Raw genomic sequence first — 22,132 nt, forward strand, 5'->3', positions numbered from 1 at the left:
GAATAGGGGTGTGTATGAATAGTAGGATTATTTATAAAAATATTTTGAGAAATAAAGTGGTCTCGTTTACCACGGTGCTTTTTGTCACTGTGGCGGCAATGCTGATGTCATTGGCTACGATGCTCACCGTGGATATGCTCGGAGCAATTGACAGTCTCATGGCGGACGCTAAAACGCCCCATTTCATGCAGATGCATTCCGGAACAATTGGCAGATCAGATCTGGAAGCATTTGCGGAGAATAATAGCAATGTGGAAGACTATCAGACTATTGAATTCCTGAATGTGGATAACAGCAAGATTACTCTGGGGAAGAATACTCTTGCAGGCAGTGTACAGGATAACGGATTTTGCGTGCAGAGCGAGAGGTTTGATTTTCTGCTTGATCTGGATAACAGACGGATTTCCCCTAAAGACGGGGAAGTGTATGTTCCTGTCTGCTATTTTAAAGACGGTCTTGTCAAGGAAGGGGACCAGGCCAGCATCGGCGACAGGACATTTACAGTAGCTGGCTTTGTCCGGGATTCGCAGATGAACTCGGCACTTGCGTCCTCAAAAAGATTTGTTGTGAGTGAAGCAGACTATGACCTGTTGGAACAGATTGGAAGTGTGGAATATCTGATAGAATTCCGCCTGTATGATCTATCAGAGTTAAGCGCCTTTGAAACAGCATACAATGCCGCTGGCCTTCCGGCCGGCGGACCAGCGCTCACGTGGCCGCTGTTTAAAATAATCAGCGCTGTTTCTGACGGCATCATGATCGCCGTAATCATGTTAGTTGGTTTGCTTGTCATCCTGATTGCATTGTTATGCATACGATTTACACTCCTTGCAAAGATCGAGGAAGACTACCGGGAAATCGGAGCCATGAAGGCAGTTGGGATGCGGACATCTGATATTCGAAGGATCTATCTGGCGATTTATGCGTCTATAGCTGCTATGGGATGTATCATCGGATTTTTATTATCACTTTTACTGAAAAAATCAATGCAGGAGAGCATTCGTCTGAATTTTGGGAATGGCAGCAGCAGTGCTTTCACTATGATGCTTGGGTCAGCAGGTGCGGCCCTCGTGTTTTTGCTGGTTCTTTTCTATGTAAATATGAATTTGCGGCGTTTCCATAAAATATCGGCGGTGCAGGCGCTCAGCTTCGGCGCAGTACAGGAACCTGTCAGCGGGTTCGGAAGGATGAAATTATCAGCTAATCGTCTGCTATCTACGAATTTATTTCTTGGGATAAAGGATGTCCTGTCGAGAAAGCGTCTGTATTTTACAATGCTGGCAGTCATTATACTTGCAAGCTTTATTATGATCGTGCCGCAGAACCTGTATCATACAATTTCAGGAGATGACTTTGTTGCGTATATTGGGGTGGGCCGCTGTGATATGCGGATTGACATCCAGCAGACCAGCCAGATCGACCAAAAGACGGCAGATATCGGAACATATCTGAATGGTGATCAGGATGTGGAAGAATATGCCCTGTTTACCACCAAAACGTTCGGAGTAAAGACGGACAGTGATACCGCAGAAAATATGAAAATTGAACTTGGGGATCATTCCGTTTTTCCGCTCCAATATTCCTCTGGCAGGATGCCGGTAAAAGAAAATGAAATTGCATTATCCTCGATGAATGCAGAAGAGATTGGTAAAAATGTCGGGGACCGGCTCATACTTTTGACAGCAAATGGCGAGAAAGAACTGTCAGTCTGCGGAATTTACCCGGACATCACCAATGGCGGGAAAACAGCCAAAGCGGTTTTTCAGGATGATACTGCTGAAACGGCATGGAGTATGATCTGTGTCACACTGGCCGATCAGAGGCTGCTCTCTGACAAGATAGAGATGTTCTCTAATCAATTCAGCTTTGCAAAGATATCCGGGATTGAGGAATATATGGCACAGACATTCGGGCAGACGCTTCACTCGGTAAAGACAGCGTCACTGGTAGCCATTCTGGCGGCTTTTGCTGTCACACTGCTTGTAACACTGCTGTTCATGAAGCTGCTGGCGGTAAAGGACCGTTATTCGATTGCCGTCATGAGAGCCTCCGGCTTCACAGGCTCAGATATCAGGGCCCAGTATGCATGGCGTGCCGCTTTTATACTGGCAGCCGGAATCATTGCCGGTACAATACTGGCAGGTACGCTCGGTGAAAAAATATCCGGCATGGCGATGTCCTCCATAGGTGCAGCCGCCTTCCATTTTACAGTCAACCCACTATTCACCTATTTACTGTCTCCGGTTATCATGGCACTTGCGGCACTGCTTGCAACTGTGTGCGGAACATTCCGGGCGGGCGATGTGCATATTTACGAATCAATAAAGGAGTAAACAATGAATCAATTACTATGTGGCAATAAAATCATAAAGTCTTTTGGTGCCGGAAAAGAAAAGCGTAATGTGTTAAATGGCGTGTCGGTGGAAATAGAAAGCGGAGAGTTTGTATCTGTAATGGGGCCTTCCGGTTCCGGAAAATCGACCCTGCTCTACGCACTCAGCGGCATGGATGCAATAGACAGCGGAAATGTAGTCTTTGAAAATCAGAACCTGTCAGGATTATCAGATGACGCGCTTTCCGATCTGCGCAGAAAGAAAATGGGATTTGTATTCCAACAGCCTACACTATTAAAGAACCTGAATATACTGGATAATATTATTTTACCGCTTATGCGAGACCATCGTAAAAATGTGAAGGAACTTACGAAAAAGGCAAGGCTTCTGATGAAGCAGGTGGGAATCGGGGAATTGGAACAAAGAGACATCACCCAGGTGTCCGGCGGGCAGCTCCAGAGGGCGGGGATCTGCCGGGCACTGATGAGTGACCCGGAGATTATTTTCGGCGACGAACCAACCGGGGCGCTGAATTCTAAGTCGGCAAAAGAAGTCATGGAACTTCTTTCAAAAATAAATGAACAAGGCACTGCAGTGCTGCTGGTCACCCATGATGCCAGCGTTGCAGCCAGAACCAGCCGCGTGCTATTCATGCGGGACGGGGAAATTGTCAGCAGACTGGATTTTCCGAAGTATCAGCCGAAAAAACATGAGGAGCGGATAGAAAAAATCATGGGGCAGATGCGTGCTATTGGGATTTAAATTTGTTGAAAAATATAAGGAATATGATAGAATAGACATGTTACCGCCCCTATACTGGTAACAGGAAGGGGGGTGCTGCGTGGATTCTCTATCATCTTTTATTCTTTCCGTGTTGGCAGGTGTAGTTGCCTACTACATATGCAAGTGGCTAGACGAGGAAGAGTAGCGGTAACATAGCCCAAACGGTTGACTTCACCGAAAAAGAAGAAGAACCCCCGGAAGTAGTAGCGTACTTCCGGGGGTTCGTTCTTTTTGTGCCGCATGGACACTATCATCTTTTTTGTTGCCTATCGGCATTATAGCATATGATATATAGAATTGCAATATTCCTATACAAAAAATCATGGGACAGTTGTGTATGCGCGTAAGCTGTGAAGCGTTACGCGTGTGGGGATTTGAGTTAATCTAAACCTTCCCGCAGCACTTCAATAAATTTTTCAGCCGGTTTTGAAAATACCTGATATTTTTTCCAAATCACACTCATTTCTTGCTCCAGCATCGGAACCAGCGGCCGGAAACAAAGGCTGCTGGTTCCAGTCGTATTGATAATCTTATCGAAACAGATGGCATAACCAAGACCTTCATCCACCAGAAGTGATGCATTAAAAATAAGATTATATGTAGCAACAATATTCAAATCCGGCATCTGGCGCTCCAGCCATTGGATCACGATACCACCTTTTTCTTCCTGCTGGGATATGATCAGAGGTTTATCCCACAAGTCTTCCGGCGACACTGCCTCTTTTTCCGCAAGCGGCGAATCTTTCCGCATTAAGACGCCCCATACATCCTTGGCTGGTAATTTCAGCGCGTTATATTTCGTTAAATCTACGGCCCCAAATACAATGCCAAAGTCCAGCAGGCCTTTATCCAGACGTTCTTTTACAAAGGTGGAGTTCCCGCTGGAAATATGAAATTGAATTCCGGGGCAGGTATCCTGAAGACTCTTTGCCGCTTTCGCTAAGATCCGCACTGCATCGGTTTCCCCGGTTCCGATATAAATATCCCCTAGGATGATGTCATTGGCAAGGGTAACTTCCTTTTCCGTTTTCTTTACCAGATCAAGAATCTCTTCTGCCCGTTTCCGTAAGATCATCCCTTCTTCGGTCAGAGTCACTTTCCGTGAGCCTTTTGTCCCACGGATCAGCAGCTGCTTGCCCAGTTCTTCTTCCAGATTTTTCATCTGTGTGGAAAGTGTAGGCTGGGAAAGATGCAGTGATTCTGCAGCCCGTATAATACTTTGCTCTCTTGCAATTGCAAGAAAATATTGTAGAACCCGTAATTCCATCTGATACCTCCTTACGCCCTCTGGGTATATTTGATAATTCATTTTAACAGTAGTCTATCATAAAAATGAATAGGTTTCAATTATACAAATGTATTAAATATAAGTATTTGCTATTTTTATGAAATATGAATATGCTTATATCAAAGAGGAACTTGTAAACGCACAGTTAGTAGAAGGAAAATGCAGGAGGGTGTCGTGAAGTAAATGATGAATTTAGAATCCAGAGAAGCTGTTGTCCAAAACCTGAGGGATGCGGGATGCAGTCAGGATACAATCGAAAACTTTCTATTATACTTTGATAGAAACCAAAAGGAAAAGCAGCTTGCATTGTTAGAAAAGCACAGAAAGCAGCTTTTAAATGTTGTACATAGCGAAGAGAAAAAGATTTACTGCCTGGATTATCTGGTATACCAGCTTAAAAAGTCAAAGACCCCATAGCAAACTACCGGGAATAAAACAAAAGGAGAGAAGAGAAAGATGGAGAAAAATATTTTAGTTATTTCAAGCAGCCTGCGTAATGAAAGCAATTCTGAGATTCTGGCTGATAAGCTCATATGCGGAGCGAAGGAGGCAGGGCATCATGTGGAAAAAGTGAGTATCCGTGGGAAAGAGATCGCTTTCTGCCGGGGATGCCTCGCCTGTCAGAAAGCTGGCAGATGCGTGATTCAGGATGATGGCGATATAATTGCACGTAAAATGCTGACGGCTGATGTACTTGTTTTCGCTACACCAGTCTATTATTACGAGATGAGCGGCCAGATGAAAACCATGCTCGACCGGGCAAACCCGCTCTTTTTCCTGGACTACCGGTTTAGAGATGTGTATTTACTGGCTACAGCGGCTGACGAAGACGAACATGCTGTGGACGGAGCACTTACAGGACTTAAAGGATGGATTTCCTGCTTTGAAAAAGCACGGCTTGCAGGAAGCATTTTTGCAGGCGGCGCAGACAAAGCGGGGGAGATTGAGGGCCATCCGGCACTCGAAAGAGCATACCGTATGGGGAGAGGGTTATAAACTTCAGCGATAATTTCTGGCTGACAATGATCTCCGCATAGAGAAAGAGAAGATGTAGATACTGGAGAATTTATATATGGAAGTAAAAGAATTCATAAAGGTGATGAACAGCGGTGCAGCCATAACTGCGGAATCAAAAGTACATGAGTGTATGCATATGTTATCTCAGGAAGCACTGCGGCTTACAGCCGAATTGAATGGCAGTTATCATTCACCAGAAGAAACCAGGATGATTATGGAGAAGCTGACCGGAAAACCAGTGGATAAGACATTCACGCTTTTTCCACCTTTTTATACTGATTGCGGTAAAAACCTTACTATAGGGAAGCATGTATTTATCAATTCCGGCTGTAAATTTCAGGATCAGGGTGGGATCACGATCGGAGATGGGGCCCTGATCGGGCACAACACAGTCCTTGCAACCCTAAATCACAGTCTGGACCCAAAACACAGGGCAGACATGGTCCCAGCCCCGATCCATATCGGTAAAAATGTCTGGATCGGGGCCAATGCAACGATTCTTGCAGGAGTTACTATCGGTGACGATACAGTTATTGCAGCCGGTGCAGTCGTGACAAAAGATGTTCCGGGAAATACGGTTGCAGGTGGGGTACCGGCAAAAGTAATCAAAAGGATTGAGGTGACACGATAAAAAGATCAAAATGATCCGGCTGCCCGCCCTGCTATTTCGGGAAGTGTGCAAAAATTGAGCATACCTTTGTGGAAGAGTCCATCATCAATCAAAACGGAAAGACCGATTACACAAAATTTAAACCGGTGCACTTTGAAATGCCAAATTATAATTATCTGGCTGCTGGTGATGTAATTACAAAGTGTATGACCTTAGGAAAATAGTCTTATTTATTTAGAAAAGAGATGGAAAAAGATGAAGATAACAGTGATTACAGGAAGTCCTCATAGAAAGGGGACATCGGCGCTGCTGGCGGATGAATTTATCCGTGGGGCAAAAGAGGCCGGGCATGAAGTCTATCGTTTTGACGCAGCATTTGAAGAACTGCATCCTTGCCTTGGCTGTGATAAATGCGGCATGGGTTCAGCGCCATGTGTCTGGAAAGATGGCATGGAAAAATTAAATCCACATATGGCAGACGCTGATATGGTAGTATTGGTGACCCCGCTTTATTATTTTACGGTTTCTGCACAGTTAAAAACAGTGATTGACCGTTTTTATGCGAATACCTACAAATTTACAGGCGGCAAAAAATCAATACTTATGGCAACCGCATTTGACAGTAACGAATGGACCATGCAGGCGTTGACTGGCTATTACAAAACCCTTGCCGGCTATATGCAATGGGAAGATGCAGGAATGATCCTTGCAGCTGGCTGTGGAAGCAGGTCGGGGATTGAACATTCCGAATTTCCACAGAAGGCATACGATATGGGCAAAAATCTATGACAATTCAAATAGAACACAAGGATTCAGGAAGTAAAAAGAAATCGTTAAAACGAACAGGAGGACTTATGGTAAAAAAATTAGTAAGTATTTTGATTACAGGTATATTAATGATGTCGCTTGCAGCATGTGGAAACAGCGATAATACAGAACAAAAGGAAGGCAGAGCAAAAGAGACCGTGGCAACAGAACAGGAACGTGATACACAAGATCAGCAAGAAGCGGTTCAGGAAGAGGCATCACAGCAGCCAAGTGAAGTTGAGGAGACATCCGGTACATTAGTCGTATATTTTTCCTGGTCCGGAAACACAAAGGCAGTGGCGGAGTCAATTCAGACCCAGACTGGCGCAGATATTTTTGAAATAGTTCCTGCTGATCCTTACACAGATGATTACAATGATCTTTTGGACATTGCCCAGGATGAACAGAGAAACGATGCAAGACCGGAAATTTCCGGAACCATTGACAATATGGATACGTATTCCACTATTTACTTAGGTTTCCCCAACTGGTGGGGCGATATGCCTATGATCCTTTACAGCTTTTTAGATGAATATGATCTATCAGGCAAGACAATCCTGCCGTTCTGCACCAGCGGAGGAAGTGGTTTTTCCGGTTCTATAGCAACGATACAGGAAATGGAACCCGATGCAAAAGTAATTGAAAATGGACTTTCTGTCAGTGATTCCGGTGCGGCGAATCCAGATGATGCAGTCACTGAATGGCTGGGAAGTCTGGAGGAATGATCAACAATATATAAGGGACCGACGTGCCCCTTGTTTTAGAATAACCATGTAAGTTCATGATTCTGAACAGTTACAAATTTATCAATAGGGAGGAAGAACAGATGAGTAAAAAATTGGTGGCGTATTTTTCAGCAAGCGGAGTGACAGAAGGAGTTGCAAAAAAACTGGCAGAGGCAGCGGAAGCAGATTTATATGAGATCAAACCCGAGAAGCCTTATACAAGGGCTGACTTAAACTGGAACGATCAGAACAGCCGGAGCTCAGTAGAAATGAAGAATCCCGCTTCACGTCCTGCCATTGCAACGGAAGTACAGGATATGGAACAATATGAAACCATATTTGTAGGATTTCCGGTGTGGTGGTATGTTGCACCGACTATCATAAATACATTCTTGGAAAGTTATGATTTTGCAGGGAAAAATATAATTTTGTTTGCCACATCAGGGGGAAGCGGGCTTGGAAACAGTCAGAAAAACTTAGAGGCTTGTGTAGCTGATACAGCAAAATGGATTCCCGGAAAAAGATTTTCGGGCAGTGTTTCGGTAGAGGAACTGACAAGGTGGATTAGCGGATTGGCTTTGTAATATATAAGAATGAGAGAAAAAGGGGCAGAAAATAAAGGGGATGTTTGCGATATGTTTTTGGATTTCGTACAGTTTAAAACAGCTCTCTTTTAAGCAGGTGGCGGGATATGAAAAAAACAGCATTTGTTTTAGTGTCAGTGATTCTGATGAGCCTGCTGGGAGCGTATGGCACGACAGATGCGGAAGAGGAAAAAGAGCAAAAGCAAAGGATACAGTCAACAGAAGAGAATGATACAGAGGACAGGAATACTGAAACAGGGTGTTCACGTTTCTGGAAGAATACGACTTTTCCGGTAAGACAATCGTTCCCTTCTGCACCCACGGCGGCAGTGCATTGGGGAGAAGTGAGGGTGATATTGCCAGCCTGGTACCAGATGACGTCCTTCCTGACAGCCTGGCTGTAAGCGGCTCCAGCGTGGATGGTGCGCAGGCTGACGTCGAAGAATGGTTAAACAAACGGGCTTGGGTTGCAATAGCCCATCTGGATAGCTCACGACAGCGCTTACGACAACTGAAAACCAAAAAGGAGATGATGGCCAATGAAAAAAATAATAGATATCCTCATGACAGTGCTCCTTCCCGTCTTAATGGCCTATTCGCTGCTGGGAAAAGACATCCACGAGTGGGCAGGAGTTGCCATGTTTCTGCTGTTTATACTCCATCATGTACTGAACTTTAAGTGGCACAAGAACTTGTTTCGGGGAAAATACAGCGGTGTAAGGATACTGGGGACTACGGTGAACCTTCTGATATTCCTGCTGATGCTTTCCCTTATGGCAAGTGGTATTATAATGAGCCACTATGTGTTTCCATTCCTCTCCATTGAAAGCGGCGCTTCGCTTGCAAGAACCGTACATTTGGTTGCATCCTACTGGTGCTATGTGCTGACCTCTGTCCATCTTGGACTTCATGGAGGGATGATAATGGGGATGCTGAGAAAGGCATTCCGTATGGAAAAGGCATCCTCCAAACGGCGGATCATGTTACACATTGCCGCTGCATTGCTATCCGTCTATGGAATCTATGCTTTTGTACAGCGCGGGTTGGCTGATTATATGCTGCTGCGGACTGAGTTTGTCTTTTTCGACTTTTTAGAGCCACTTGCATTCTTCTTTCTGGATTATCTGGCTATCATGGCATTGTTTGTCATTTTGGGCTATTATGCTGCTAAGCTGCTGACCAAAGCACAGGCAGGTACTGACAAATTGTTTCACAGAAAAAGGAGAAAATAATGAAAAAATACCCATTGGCATTTTTATGGCACTGGCCATGTCCACTTTTTTGAGGGGGAATAAGTATGCTTAAGGTTGCTTTGGTGGATGATGATACAGGGTATCTTCAATTAATGCAGTCATACATTAAGCGTTATGAAAGAGAAGAAGGAATACGGTGTAAGGTAACGTTATTTCTCAATGGTCTTAATTTTGTAGAAGATTATGAAGGAAACTATGATGTTATTTTTCTTGATATCGAAATGCCCCATATGGACGGTCTGGAGACGGCAAGGAGAATCCGCAGGAAGGACAGCCAGACAGGAATTGTATTTGTGACAAATATGGCGCAGTATGCCATCAGGGGGTATGAAGTGAATGCCATTGATTTTATCGTAAAGCCTTTGGAGTATTATGTTTTTGCAGATAAATTGAAGAAAGCAATACAGCTGTTAAAGTTGAATGAAGAGCGGAATATTATAATTGAGACGGAGGATTCCGTTGAAAAAATTAATTTGTCCAGGATTTTCTATATAGAGAAGGATAAGAATTATGTGGTGTATCATACGGAAGATGCAGATTATCGTGTCAGGGGAACGATGAAAAAGGTTGAAGAAGTCCTGGCGTCCGAAGGATTTTCTAAGTGTATTAATGGGTGTCTGGTGAATGTACGCCACATTACAAAAATTGAGAAGGATACTGTATGGCTGGATCAGATCTGCCTTCCTTTGAGCAGGCAGCGGAAAAAAGAGTTTCGGGAAGATTTTATGAAATATATAGGGGGTGTGTATTGATGGAGGGAATGGAGTATATTTCCTGCGTGCGTTTTTCCATGCAGCTTATGATTGCTGAGTCTGTTTTTGTGATTTACTGGAAGAAAAAAGACTTTTTTGCTGGACGCTTTATATTGGCATTGGTTGGATATTTTATCATGGCGTTGTCGGCTTTTACTGCATTTCGTTCCATTCCGGGAAATAATCCGGCTACATATATGTCATATTATATTGCTTTATTTGTACTAACCCTTATGGTTATGTTCTTCTGTTTTCAAGTAAAGAAAAAGGAAGTTCTTTTTGCAGGTGTGTGCGGCTATGCGACACAGCACATCGCTTATGCAGCGTATACTATTTTCCATGAGCTGACAAACCTGAGGCTGCCGGCTGTATGGGATTTCCTGCTGCTCAGATTTTTTCCATATATATTAGCAGCAGTGATTGTGTATTGTCTGCTCATAAGGAGATACGAAGGAAGGGGGGAGCTGGTGGATAAGGATATGCGGATGATCGTCCTTGCGCTCGTGATACTGCTTACGGTCATTTTTATCAGTGTATTAGTGGATACGGGCACATTTGGCGATGAAGCAGGCATTTTACGGAATGTTCTGTGTAAAGTATATGCGATCATCTGCAGCGTCCTTTCTATATTTATAGCATTTTCACTGTCCTGGCAGAACAGGATCACGCATGAAAATGAGATGATGGAGACTATGCTGCACAATATGGGTGAGCAGCAGAAACTGTCAAAGGAAACAGTAAACATCATCAATATTAAAAGCCATGATCTAAAATACAGAATTTCAAAAATTGCGAAGATTGAAGATGATCAGGAACAAAAAGAATATATTGAGGAAATTAAAAAAGCAGTTACGATTTACGATAATATTTACCAGACTGGTAACAGTGCAATGGACCTGATACTCACGGAAAAAAGTCTGATGTGTGAAGAAAATGGTATAAAAGTCAGTTCTATGGTGGATGGCACGCTTTTGAATTTTATGCAAACAACGGATGTGTATGCGTTGTTTGGAAATCTGTTGGATAACGCGATTGAAAGTGTGATTAAGGAAGAAAACCGGGAAAAGCGCATCATTAGTATCCATATCTCAAGAAGAAACGAGGGGTGCCATATTCATGTGGAAAATTACTGTAATAAAGAACTGGTTTTTGAAAACGGCCTTCCGGTGACAACAAAAAGAGATAAAGCATATCATGGATTCGGAGTGAAAAGTATTAAATACATTGTAGAAAAGTATCAGGGAGATGTGCTGATGCAGAAAGTGGATAACCGTTTTCGGGTAGATATTATGTTTTATTAACAGGTTTTGATGAGCGTCTGCGCATGGAAGAAACAAGAAAGTTCTCTTCTATGCGCAGACGTTTTGTCTTATATATAAAAGAGATGTACCGGTTTTACCTCCAGAATAACCAACTATACCACAACACGTTTTTTAAATAGAATAGTGGTATTTTTATTACATAAGAACTGCATGGCCGTGTGTTCAGTAATGATAAGGAAAAGGAGAGGACATTATGGAAATAGCTTGGGAAGACGTCATAAGTGTCATTACACAGATTAAGGGATATCTGGTTTTTATCGGAGTGATGCTTGTAGCTTTAGTAGTAGCCTTAGTGGCAGTAAAGAAATTGGAAAAACCTTTAAAAGGGTTTGTACGTTTACAGTCGGTATTTGCATTTCTTTTGGTTCTGGTAGTTACAGTAAATGCAATTTGTCTGGGACCTATGCACAACACAATTAACGGTGCGATGGCTAAGATGGGAACGCTGACAGAGGAATCTGTGGCAAATTCAAGAGATGTGATAGAACGTGTGGCAGAAGAAGGAATTGTCATGGTGAAGAACGAAGACGGTGCTTTGCCGCTTGAGACAAGAAGCTTAAACGTATTTGGCTGGTCATCTGCGAATCCGGTATATGGCGGAAGCGGATCAGGAACAGTTGATGCGAGTACGGCAGTGAGTCTTTTAGATGGACTGGAAAATGCCGGGTTCTCACTTAACACAGAATTATCTGATATGTATACAGAATACCGCAGTGAACGTCCGGTCATAGGGATTAACCAGGAGGGACAGGATTGGACACTTCCGGAGATACCGGCAGAGGATTACAGCGAGGAGATGCTGGCCAATGCACAGGAGTTTTCAAATACGGCATTAGTTGTTATATCACGTGCAGGAGGAGAAGGTTCCGATCTGCCTCATGATATGGGTGCTGTAATGGACGGTTCATGGAATGAGCCGGGTACAAAATATCTGAATGCAAAGTATGATAACACTTCTGAGGAATACGCAGACTTTGAAGATGGACAGCATTATCTTGAGCCCAGTCAGACAGAGCAGAGGATGATAGATATGGTATGCAGCCGGTTTGAGGATGTAGTTGTGGTCTATAACGGATCCAATACTTTTGAACTGGACTGGCTGGATGATTATGAGCAGATTAAGGGAGCATTCCTTATTCCAGGCGCAGGTGCCACCGGCTTCAATGCCCTTGGAAAGATTCTTACAGGGGAGGTAAACCCATCCGGAAAAACAGCGGATACCTGGGTACGTGACCTTACACAGACACCATATTTTCATAACATCGGAAGTATGACTTACACAAATGTACAGGACATGCTGGATGCTGCAAAGGCAGAGTGGGAGGCTGCTGACGGAGTGGCAGGCTTTGTCAGGTATGTTGAAAATATTTATACAGGCTACCGTTTTTATGAAACGGCAGATGCAGAAGGATTTCTTAATTATGAAGAAGCTGTGCTGTATCCCTTTGGCTATGGCCTCAGCTACACAGAATTTGAGCAGTCAATGGGTGATATCACCACAGATAGGGATGGAAATCTGACAGTAGAAGTTACAGTTACGAATACAGGAAATTCTGCAGGCAAGGACGTAGTGGAACTTTATTATACACCGCCCTACACCAATGGCGGAATTGAAAAAGCCTCTGTGAATCTGATCGCATTGGATAAGACCCAGATGCTTGATCCAGGTGCAAGTGAAGCTTTAACACTTACATGGAATCAAGAAGATATGGCGTCCTATGACACTTATGGAAATGGTTGTTATGTTTTGGAACGCGGGGACTACGCAATTAGTCTGAGGACAGATTCCCATACAGTAGTTAGTGAACAGAATTACAATGTGGCGGAAACCATCATATATGATGAGTCAAATCCAAGAACGGATGACGTGACCGTTGCCACCAATCAGATGCAGTCAGCGGAAGGAGATGTGGAATATCTGTCACGTGCAGATGGGTTTGCAAATTATGCATCAGCCACAGCCGGCCCTACAGATGCGGACAGAGAAGCAAAAGCTGAGATACTGGCAAATGGTACATATGATCCAACGGAATACAACAAAGAAGAAGACGTCATGCCCACAACAGGTGCCGATAATGAGATTGAGCTGTTTGATTTAAGAGATGCTGATTATGATGATGAAAGATGGGAACAGCTTCTTGATAACCTTTCAATAGATGACATGGTGAACCTGATCGGATATGGCGGGTTCCAGACAGTAGAAGTGACATCGGTAGGAAAAGTTGCTACACAGGACACTGACGGACCGGCAGGTATTAATTCCTTCTTTACTGGCTCTTATGGAACTGGATACTGTTCAGAAAGTTTGATTGCACAGACTTGGAATGAAGAACTTGCCCATGAAGTAGGTCTTGGAATCACCAACGAGGCTGTGGACTTTGGATTTGCCGGATGGTACGGGCCAGCCATGAATCTTCACCGCTCTGCATTTGGAGGAAGAAACTTTGAGTATTATTCAGAAGATGGTGTTCTGAGCGCTGTAATGGCAGTCAATACCATTCAGGGAGCATATGAGAATGGTGTGTATCCTTATCTGAAGCACTTTGGTTTCAACGAACAGGAAACGAACCGTAATGCTATGTTGAACACATGGCTCACGGAGCAGTCAGCAAGAGAAAATTACCTGAAGCCATTTGAAGCGTGTGTGAAAAATAATGACGGAGAAGCGTTGGCAGTCATGTCAGTATTTAATTATATAGGAAATGAATGGGGAGGCGGTTATGCTCCGCTTCTGAACAATATCCTCCGTGATGAATGGGGATTCCAGGGAATGGTTCTGACAGATTATTTTGGAAACTATGGTTATATGGATGCAGACAGAGCCATCCGCGGCGGAAGCGACTGTATGTTAGGGACAACTGGAGGAGAGGCACTGATCACAGACCAGAAGAGCGCTACTTCTGTATTGGCTATGCGTCAGGCGAACAAGAATATTATGTACACAGTGGTAAACAGTGTGGCCTATGAAGATTACACACCTGGAACGATTCCTGTATGGATGCAGATATTCTATGGTGTAGACGCAGCGCTTGCAGTGATTTTAATTGCACTTGAAGTCATTGTAATACGAAACTATATAAGAAAAAAAAATTCTAAGATTACCGTTGAGACTGTAGAAGAATAGCAGGTAAGTCAGAAGAGACTTGAGACAGAGATAGTCTCAGGTCTCTTTGTAGAATAGAGGTGAGCAGATGAAACATCAAGATTTGATCAATAAAATGACATTAGAGGAAAAAGCCCCAATGCCTGTATTGGCTGCAGAAACTGTGAGACGGTCTGCCCGCAGCAGATTAAAATATCAGAGGCAGTGGAAGACTTTACAAAGAAACTTATGGCTTAATTAAAATAAGGCTGTCACGATAGTTGGCAGCCTTATGCAGTCTCTCGTAATAAAGTTTCCCGTTATTCTAAATCAGTGTCAGAAAACTGTTTTTTCATTTCTTCCAGTAGTACAGAGGCAACAGGAGTAAACACTTGATATTTTTTCCAGATAATGTACATAGGAGATTGTAAGGCCGGATTCAATGGACGGAAACATAAGGGGCTTTCCTGCCCGGTGTAGATAATATTGTCAAATCCCAGTGCATATCCCAGACCTTCCCGCACCATGACGGAGGCGTTAAAAAGCAGGTCATATGTTGCGATAATATTTAGTTTGTCCAGCATTTCACCCAGCCATTTCTGCATTTCTTCCGTCATGCTCTGCCGGGAACAGATCAGTGGGTGGTCTAGCAGATCCGCTGGCTGAATGAATGGTTTTTGTGCCAGAGGACTGTCTTTTCTCATAATCAGTCACCATGTGTCGGAGGAGGGCATTTTCAAATAATTATACTTGGACAGATCGACTTCCTGAACAATAATGGCAAAATCCAGAAGCCCCCGCTCTATCCGCTCGTTTACAGCGTCGGTACCGCTGCTGTAAAAGTGACAGCGGATACGGGGGTATTTCTCTTGGATTTTTTTCATTATCCGGGAAAAATACTTGATATTTTCTGACTCAGCGCATCCAATATGGATATCCCCGCCATTGATGTCATCTAAAGATTTGAATTCATCCGTAGTCTTGGCAACCATATCAAGGATATCTTCTGCCCGTTTACGCAAAAGCATCCCCTCATCTGTGAGCTTAATGGAATAATTACTTCGGATAAACAGTTTTTTTCCTAATTCTTCTTCCAATTCTTTTAACTGCCGGGATAACGTGGGCTGGGAAATGTGAAGACGTCCAGCAACCTTGGTGATATTCCCTTCTCGTGCAGCTTCCAAAAAATATCCTAAAACTCGGATTTCCATGCAATCCTCCTCATTGATTTTAAATATGAAAAGTATACCATGAGAAGAAATTCATTTCAAGAATAACTAGAAATGAAAAACAGGTATTTTACATTTCTGAGAGTATGCTATACACTTTACTTGTAAGGAGGTGAACCATATGGCAGAGGCATCAGATCGGAGAGGACTTTTACTCCAAAACCTAAAGGACGCCGGATGTAGTGAAGAAACAATCAGCAAATGTATGGCTTTAGCCACAGAAAATGACAGGAAAGAACTGCTGCGGCTGCTTTCTGTTCATAAGCGTGATCTGTTGGAAACAGTCCACTCCAAACAGAAAGAGATCGATTGTTTAGATTATCTAGCCTTTAGATTAAAACAGAACGAACATAACGGAGGAATTATATAATGGATAACAAGAAAAAGATACCACATATAGCATTAGGTGCATGTTCTTGGTAATTTCGTGAAAGAGGTAGTGCGTGATGATGTGATAATCTCCACGAAATTTACCCCACAGACTGCCAGTGACTCGCCGGATGCCATGCAAGAGATGATCAACGGCAGTAAGGCGCGTCTTCACACGGATGTAATGGATATCTACTGGAACAGGGGGCGCTCACAGGAAAATATACCGAGGCAAATCCTTTCCCGGCAGGAACAGGACGGGGAGATTCCTATAACCCACATCTGAAAGAACTAACTGCACTTATCCATGAACTGAAAATCATAGGAACACGCTTTGATGCCAGTCCAGCACAGGTAGCAACGGCCTGGGCAATTGCTAAGGGAACACTTCCCATTATCGGTGTGACAAAAGTCAGCCAAGTGGAAGAAGCGCTGGCAGTGTCACAGATTGAGCTGACCCCGGAAGAAATCAGCAGGTTAGAAAAGCTGGGGGGGGGTTCTGTGACGGAGCATGTTGTGACCTTTGTTTATAAAAAGATAGGGGGAACTGATTTGAAGGTGGCAATATTAGATGATACAAAATCGGATGCACAGATATTGGTGAAGTACATAGAGAAATTTCAGGTCGAACGAAATGATACGATACAGGCCGATGTATATGAGGCCAGCTTTGATTTTTTGGAAGAGTACAACAGTCAGTATGATGTTATCTTTCTGGATATTGAAATGCCGGGAAGTGACGGGCTGCAGGTGGCCCATGAAATTCGTAAGAAGGATCAGGCTGTCGGAATTATTTTTGTGACAAATATGGCACAGTATGCCATTAGTGGTTACGAGGTAAATGCCATTGATTTTATTGTTAAACCGGTAAGTTATTACCTTTTTTCAGAAAAACTGGAAAAGGCAATCAGGTTTTCAAAAAGAAGGGAACAGCGCCAAATTCTCCTGAACAGCAAAGCAGGGGTTCACCGGATTCTATTGTCAGATATTTTGTATGTGGAAAAAGAGAAAGATAATCTGGTATTCCATACGTTAGGTGAGACAATACGGGTGCCGGGCACCATCAAGACATTGAAGGATAAACTAGGAAATATGTCATTCTCAGAATGCACGCATGGGTGTCTGGTAAATTTTGAGAATGTTCGTTATATAGGGAAAGATATGGTATTGGTTGGAAAGAAAGAATTACCTCTTTCCAGAAGAATGAGGAAACAGTTTATCGAGGAATACGCAGAATATATAGGAGGAGGTTTCTAGTGGATATTTACAGTATATTGAATTTAAACTTTATTCATTTTCCGGCAGAGCTTCTGATTTGTGAAGCTGCATTTCTGGCAAAAAAGCCAAGAAGAGAACATTTTATTCCCAGAATGACAGGAACAATGTTCATAACGATTGTGCTGTCTGGACTTTGGATGAATTTTATAGACTATATTAGTGGTGAATCGTTGATACCTTATGTGTTTTTATATTTGGGATATGCAGTAATTACTGTCCTGCCCATTTTCATTAGTTATGATTTGAGTATATTGGAGACAGTATTTGTAATTGCCGGAGGGTATGCAACGCAGCATATGTGTTATGCATTACTCAGGATTTTACTGTATATAACGAGACAGTCACTAGAGGTTGAGGGTGTCTTGCGTATACTTACGCAGTATTTCTTATATATTTTATGGGCGTGGCTGATATATCTGTTACTGGTAAAAAAGAATCAGGATAAAGACGGATTACGCAGCGAAGATATCCGTATTGCCATATTTGCACTGGTATTGGCAGTGGCGGCAGTAGGGCTTAGTGTGTTTTACTCTTATCCACAGAATGCCCCAGTCAATATTTATACGGCAGTGCTTTGTCCGGCCTATGGATTTTTATGCTGTATGCTGGTTCTGAGCATGGAATATTATGTCCTTAGAGAGAATCGTATGAAAAAAGAACAGGAAATTATGGAACAGCTTCTGCAGTTGGCAAATGCCCAGCAAAAAAGTTCCAAGGAGACAATTGATATTATTAATATAAAGTGCCATGACCTGAAACATCAGCTAAAGACATTTGCAAAAATGGAAGACAGAAGAGACCGTACTGAATACATGAAGGAAGTGCAGCAGGCAGTTTCCATTTATGATGCGATTTTCCACACTGGATGTGAAGCACTTGATTACATTTTGCGGGAAAAAAGTCTGATTTTCAATGAATATAAGGTAGCCTTCAGTTGTATGGCAGATGGTACGCTTATTAATTTCATGCATCCGGCAGATATCTACTCCCTGATGGGGAATGCGCTGGATAATGCTATAGAACGGGTTCTTCTGGAGAAGGAAGAGGAGCGCAGCATCAGTCTGCATATTAAAAAACATCAGGATACGTTTTTGATACGTCTTGAAAACCGCTGTAGCATTGTACCCGAATTTCAGGACGGTCTGCCGGTTACGGGCAAAAAAGATAAACGTTATCATGGATTTGGTGTGAAAAGTATTCGCTATATTGCTGAAAAATATCATGGAGAGATGTTTATGAATGTGCGTGACGGCAAATTTATTTTGAATGTTCTTCTCCCTGAAAACAACCAGTTATCCTGAAAAAGTAACCACTTTCCGGGATAACGGTAAAAATCCTTTTCCTTTGTTATAATTGCATATAAATGAGAGCCGGTACTCAGGGAAATGTAAGATAAGAGGATTATAGGAGGAAAAGGAAATGATTGAGTTTTTAGTGGAACTTCTGTCACCATTCTTTTTAAGTCTGGGAGTCAGTCAGGCAGACATCGATAACTATGCGAACCAGTTGAGTGGTTATGTCTATGTGGTTCTGGGAGTGTCAGTCCTTGTAGCTATTATATTGATTGCAGCGCATTGGTTTGTAAAGAAAGGAACCCGCCATGTGGTACGCTGGAGTGCTGGGCTGGCATGGGTATTAGTAGTTGCAGTAATTGCCAATATCATTAGTTTTGGACCGATGTATAATAACCTTGCTCCAATTATCAATGGACGGGGTTCGGTATCCGAAGAGACGGTGAAACATTCCAAAGAGGTTATTCAGAAAGTCGGGGAAGAGGGTATGGTGCTGCTGAAAAATGACGGTACTCTGCCATTAGCATCAGATATTAAAACGGTCAATGTATTTGGCTGGGCTTCTGTGTCACCAGTTTTCAGCGGAACAGGATCCGGTGCCAGCGATAGTACGGGCAGCATAGGCATAACGGAATCTCTTGAAATGGCAGGCTTTGAGACGAATGATACTTTGATTAATCTGTATAAAGAATATGCGGACGAAAGACCGGGAGCTTTTGAGAACGAAGAAGGCTGGAGAATGACAGACTGGTCTTTGCCAGAGCCGCCAGTCGATTATTATACGGATGAAATTATGGATGAGGCAAAGGAATTTTCCGATACTGCAGTTGTGACAATTGCAAGAACCGGTGGTGAAGGAAGAGATGAGCCTATGGATATGAAGGCTTTGATCGATGGTACATACGATCCGCGGGGTGAGTATGGGAACGCTTTATATGATTATTACGATGGTATATATAACAATAATGGTGACTATGATGATTTCGAGCAGGGAGAGCACTACTTAGAGCTTTCCAGTACAGAAGAAGCCATGATTGAAATGGTAAGCTCTGAATTTGAGAACGTGATTGTATTAATTAATGCAAATAATACACTGGAACTTGGGTGGGTTGAAAATGAAGCTATTGATGCTGTCATACTGGCTCCGGGAACAGGCGCTACCGGAATGGCGGCACTTGGAGAAATTTTAAACGGCACCATGAATCCATCCGGCAGGACCGTGGATACCTATGTGTATGATTTGACAAGCACACCAACTTATAATAATTTTGGAAGTTTTATATTTAACAATACTCAGGAACTGGTTGAGGCCTCTTTAGAGGCAGATCCGGCCTATCAGGGAGTACAGGCGTTTGTAAACTATACAGAAGGTATCTATGTAGGGTATAAATTCTATGAGACGGCTGCGGAAGAAGGGCTGATTAATTATGGTGAAATGGTACAATACCCCTTCGGCTATGGTCTTTCTTATACAGCCTTTACACAGGAGATTGCAAATTTTGCGGACAATGGAAATAGTATTTCTATGGATGTGACTGTAACCAATACCGGGGAAGTATCTGGGAAAACCCCAGTAGAAATCTATTACACACCACCATATACAGAAGGTGGAATTGAAAAAGCTTCTGTAAATCTGATTGAATTTGGAAAAACAGATATACTGGAGCCGGGCGAGTCGGAGACTTTATCTTTCGAGATTTCAAAAGAAAATATGGCTTCTTATGATTCTTCCGAGTTCAAAGTACCGGGAGGCGGATATATTCTGGAACAGGGAGAATATGCGATTTCTCTTCGCTCCGATTCTCATACCGTCATTGCAGAGGAGCGTTTTATCGTAGATGAGGATATCATCTATAACGAAGAAGGGAGAGAATCAGATATTCTGACAGCAACAAACCAGTTTGAAGATTATTCTGCCGGGGATGTGACATATCTCTCCCGTGCCAATGGATTTGCAAATTACAGCCAGGCTATCGCTGCCCCATCCGAGGAAGATTACGCCATGGATGAAGCAACCTTGGCAAGCGTGACAGAAAAATCAGTTGCCTTCTATGACCCAGCAAAATACAATAACCCAGAGAATGAAATGCCGGTAATGGGTGAGGATCATGGAGTGGAACTGGCAGACCTGACAGGGAAGGATTATGACGACCCATTGTGGGAAGACCTGCTGGACCAGCTTTCCATGGAAGATATGACTCAGTTGGTCAATCTGGCAGGATTCCAGACGGTAGCTGTCAAATCAGTAGGGAAGGTGGCTACATTAGACAGTGACGGAACATCAGGCTTAAATGACTGGTATATTCAGGTATATGGAACAGCATATCCGGTAGAGGTACTGATTGCGCAGACTTGGAACAAAGAGCTGGCATATGATGTGGGCGATGCATTAGCAGCAGAGTATGCAGACTGCGGTATTTATGGCTGGTATGGACCGGCTATGAATATACACCGTTCAGCGTTCGGTGGGCGTAACTTTGAGTATTACTCAGAGGACAGCGTGCTTTCCGGGCATATTGCATCCAGTGAGGTGAATGCAGCAGCAGAAAGAGGTGTATATGCGTACATCAAGCATTTTGCACTGAACGAGCAGGAAGGAAACCGCTGCAGTATGCTGCTTACATATTCCAATGAGCAGACAATTCGTGAGATTTATTTAAAACCGTTTGAAATTTCTGTAAAGAACTTTGACTTTGAAAATAACAAACCTCTTGCAGTAATGTCTTCCTTCGTGTTCATAGGAGACAGATGGTCTGGTGCCAACCCGAATCTGCTGAATACCGTGCTCCGTGAGGAATGGGGATTCCGTGGCATGGTACTGACAGACTGGAATGGTTCTTATGGATATCAGAATACGGATGACTGTGTACGCAATGGCAATGATGGTATGCTTGGATTTATGCAGCATGAATCCAATAAACTTACAGACACAGATTCTGCCACACTGGCAAAAGCACTACGCCAGGCATCCAAAAATATTATGTACACTGTGGCAAACAGTGGAAACTACACAGTAAAAGATACGAATGCAGGCGGATTAGATACTATGACCAAGATTTTCATCGGTGTTGATGTTGGGATTGGACTTCTGGTAATCTTGATTGGTGCATTTGTCATTGTCCGATATAGAAAAAAGACTGGCTAACTTTACCGGTGGGGATGGGGATCCCCTCTTAGGACTGAGGGACATACCAGCCATGCCCTCTTTTATGTTATACTTAGCTAAGAACATATTGCTATAAAAACGCACAGAGGTGATGAGATGAACAACCCGCCAGAATATAAATTACAAAAAATCGCAGGCCTGCTAAAGATAGGCATTTTTTACATAACAGAAAAGGGAGTCTGCTGTTGTCAGGAACATAACTTAAGTAACCCGCTCTATCTATCCAATGCTCTCAGGGAAGA

The 22,132-nt window shown here is 43.1% G+C and carries 22 protein-coding genes and 2 pseudogenes; 21 read left to right on the top strand and 3 right to left on the bottom strand.

All coding sequences use genetic code 11. From position 1 onward, the window contains the following. Nucleotides 1-14: 14 nt before the first annotated feature. Together A8806_RS23375 and A8806_RS23380 are read left to right on the top strand one after the other, a co-directional pair. A complete protein-coding gene (locus A8806_RS23375) occupies nucleotides 15-2,333 on the top strand; it encodes an ABC transporter permease (RefSeq protein WP_109733581.1) in 2,319 nt (772 codons plus the stop codon). A gap of 3 nt (nucleotides 2,334-2,336) precedes the next feature. Continuing rightward, nucleotides 2,337-3,095 carry an ABC transporter ATP-binding protein gene (locus A8806_RS23380; protein ID WP_109733582.1) on the top strand — a complete coding sequence of 253 codons (759 nt, stop codon included), beginning with the start codon at nucleotides 2,337-2,339 and terminating at the stop codon, nucleotides 3,093-3,095. A 400-nt stretch (nucleotides 3,096-3,495) separates the two neighbouring features. On the opposite strand, the gene A8806_RS23385 is transcribed toward A8806_RS23380, so the two are convergent. Beyond that, the gene (locus A8806_RS23385) at nucleotides 3,496-4,383 is read right to left on the bottom strand and encodes a LysR family transcriptional regulator (RefSeq protein ID WP_109733583.1); all 888 of its coding nucleotides are present in this window, start codon (nucleotides 4,381-4,383) and stop codon (nucleotides 3,496-3,498) included. 204 nt (nucleotides 4,384-4,587) lie between these two features. Between A8806_RS23385 and A8806_RS23390 the strand changes: the two genes are divergently transcribed. From A8806_RS23390 to A8806_RS27080, 13 genes and pseudogenes are all read left to right on the top strand, one after another. Continuing rightward, nucleotides 4,588-4,821, top strand: a complete 234-nt coding sequence (locus A8806_RS23390) for a hypothetical protein (RefSeq protein WP_109733584.1) — start codon at nucleotides 4,588-4,590, stop codon at nucleotides 4,819-4,821. A 39-nt stretch (nucleotides 4,822-4,860) separates the two neighbouring features. After that, entirely contained in the window at nucleotides 4,861-5,400 is a 540-nt protein-coding gene (locus A8806_RS23395) for a flavodoxin family protein (RefSeq protein ID WP_109733585.1), read from the top strand. A 76-nt stretch (nucleotides 5,401-5,476) separates the two neighbouring features. After that, nucleotides 5,477-6,052, top strand: coding sequence for a sugar O-acetyltransferase (locus A8806_RS23400; protein ID WP_109733586.1), 576 nt, complete (start codon nucleotides 5,477-5,479; stop codon nucleotides 6,050-6,052). A 234-nt stretch (nucleotides 6,053-6,286) separates the two neighbouring features. Beyond that, nucleotides 6,287-6,820: a flavodoxin family protein gene (locus A8806_RS23405; protein ID WP_109733587.1), complete on the top strand. Its 534-nt coding sequence runs from the start codon at nucleotides 6,287-6,289 to the stop codon at nucleotides 6,818-6,820. A gap of 65 nt (nucleotides 6,821-6,885) precedes the next feature. After that, nucleotides 6,886-7,563, top strand: coding sequence for a flavodoxin (locus A8806_RS23410; protein ID WP_109733588.1), 678 nt, complete (start codon nucleotides 6,886-6,888; stop codon nucleotides 7,561-7,563). 101 nt (nucleotides 7,564-7,664) lie between these two features. After that, complete coding sequence (locus A8806_RS23415; protein ID WP_109733589.1) at nucleotides 7,665-8,147, top strand: flavodoxin; 483 nt, start codon at nucleotides 7,665-7,667, stop codon at nucleotides 8,145-8,147. A gap of 107 nt (nucleotides 8,148-8,254) precedes the next feature. Next, nucleotides 8,255-8,551 (top strand): hypothetical protein, encoded by a 297-nt coding sequence (locus A8806_RS26700; protein ID WP_242996251.1) that lies wholly within the window; start codon nucleotides 8,255-8,257, stop codon nucleotides 8,549-8,551. After that, nucleotides 8,449-8,826, top strand: coding sequence for an NADPH-dependent FMN reductase family protein (locus tag A8806_RS27075; RefSeq protein ID WP_242996249.1), 378 nt, complete (start codon nucleotides 8,449-8,451; stop codon nucleotides 8,824-8,826). The genes A8806_RS26700 and A8806_RS27075 overlap by 103 nt, the downstream gene beginning before the upstream one ends. Next, nucleotides 8,735-9,379: a DUF4405 domain-containing protein gene (locus tag A8806_RS23430; RefSeq protein WP_242996250.1), complete on the top strand. Its 645-nt coding sequence runs from the start codon at nucleotides 8,735-8,737 to the stop codon at nucleotides 9,377-9,379. The genes A8806_RS27075 and A8806_RS23430 overlap by 92 nt, the downstream gene beginning before the upstream one ends. A gap of 65 nt (nucleotides 9,380-9,444) precedes the next feature. Continuing rightward, nucleotides 9,445-10,152 (top strand): LytR/AlgR family response regulator transcription factor, encoded by a 708-nt coding sequence (locus A8806_RS23435; RefSeq protein WP_109733592.1) that lies wholly within the window; start codon nucleotides 9,445-9,447, stop codon nucleotides 10,150-10,152. Continuing rightward, on the top strand, nucleotides 10,152-11,453 hold the full coding sequence (locus A8806_RS23440) for a sensor histidine kinase (RefSeq protein ID WP_109733593.1): 1,302 nt from the start codon (nucleotides 10,152-10,154) through the stop codon (nucleotides 11,451-11,453). Before A8806_RS23435 ends, A8806_RS23440 begins: the two co-directional genes overlap by 1 nt. A 214-nt stretch (nucleotides 11,454-11,667) precedes the next feature. After that, a complete protein-coding gene (locus tag A8806_RS23445; protein ID WP_109733594.1) occupies nucleotides 11,668-14,598 on the top strand; it encodes a beta-glucosidase in 2,931 nt (976 codons plus the stop codon). A 108-nt stretch (nucleotides 14,599-14,706) separates the two neighbouring features. Continuing rightward, nucleotides 14,707-14,814, top strand: a pseudogene (locus A8806_RS27080) (4Fe-4S dicluster domain-containing protein); the annotation flags it as partial. Between the two features lie 62 nt (nucleotides 14,815-14,876). Here A8806_RS27080 and A8806_RS26940 read toward each other — a convergent pair. Beyond that, complete coding sequence (locus A8806_RS26940) at nucleotides 14,877-15,260, bottom strand: LysR family transcriptional regulator substrate-binding protein (RefSeq protein ID WP_330405456.1); 384 nt, start codon at nucleotides 15,258-15,260, stop codon at nucleotides 14,877-14,879. Between the two features lie 6 nt (nucleotides 15,261-15,266). Then, on the bottom strand, nucleotides 15,267-15,767 hold the full coding sequence (locus tag A8806_RS26945) for a LysR family transcriptional regulator (RefSeq protein ID WP_330405457.1): 501 nt from the start codon (nucleotides 15,765-15,767) through the stop codon (nucleotides 15,267-15,269). Between the two features lie 139 nt (nucleotides 15,768-15,906). On the opposite strand from A8806_RS26945, the gene A8806_RS23460 reads away from it, so the two are divergent. The 6 genes and pseudogenes from A8806_RS23460 to A8806_RS23480 all read left to right on the top strand — a co-directional run bounded on the left by A8806_RS23460 (nucleotide 15,907) and on the right by A8806_RS23480 (nucleotide 21,869). Beyond that, nucleotides 15,907-16,155 carry a hypothetical protein gene (locus A8806_RS23460; RefSeq protein ID WP_109733595.1) on the top strand — a complete coding sequence of 83 codons (249 nt, stop codon included), beginning with the start codon at nucleotides 15,907-15,909 and terminating at the stop codon, nucleotides 16,153-16,155. A 57-nt stretch (nucleotides 16,156-16,212) separates the two neighbouring features. Next, a complete protein-coding gene (locus tag A8806_RS26445; protein ID WP_207657876.1) occupies nucleotides 16,213-16,440 on the top strand; it encodes an aldo-keto reductase family protein in 228 nt (75 codons plus the stop codon). Then, nucleotides 16,350-16,583, top strand: a pseudogene (locus A8806_RS27160) (aldo/keto reductase); the annotation flags it as partial. The gene A8806_RS26445 and the pseudogene A8806_RS27160, both read left to right, overlap by 91 nt. Before the next feature lie 9 nt (nucleotides 16,584-16,592). After that, the gene (locus A8806_RS26450; protein WP_207657877.1) at nucleotides 16,593-17,411 is read left to right on the top strand and encodes a LytR/AlgR family response regulator transcription factor; all 819 of its coding nucleotides are present in this window, start codon (nucleotides 16,593-16,595) and stop codon (nucleotides 17,409-17,411) included. Continuing rightward, the gene (locus tag A8806_RS23475) at nucleotides 17,411-18,733 is read left to right on the top strand and encodes a sensor histidine kinase (RefSeq protein ID WP_109733596.1); all 1,323 of its coding nucleotides are present in this window, start codon (nucleotides 17,411-17,413) and stop codon (nucleotides 18,731-18,733) included. Before A8806_RS26450 ends, A8806_RS23475 begins: the two co-directional genes overlap by 1 nt. Nucleotides 18,734-18,851: 118 nt before the next feature. Further along, nucleotides 18,852-21,869, top strand: coding sequence for a beta-glucosidase (locus tag A8806_RS23480; protein WP_109733597.1), 3,018 nt, complete (start codon nucleotides 18,852-18,854; stop codon nucleotides 21,867-21,869). Nucleotides 21,870-22,132: the final 263 nt, after the last annotated feature.

The organism is Faecalicatena orotica, from assembly GCF_003149245.1.
Taxonomy (GTDB): Bacteria; Bacillota; Clostridia; order Lachnospirales; family Lachnospiraceae; genus Faecalicatena_A; species Faecalicatena_A orotica.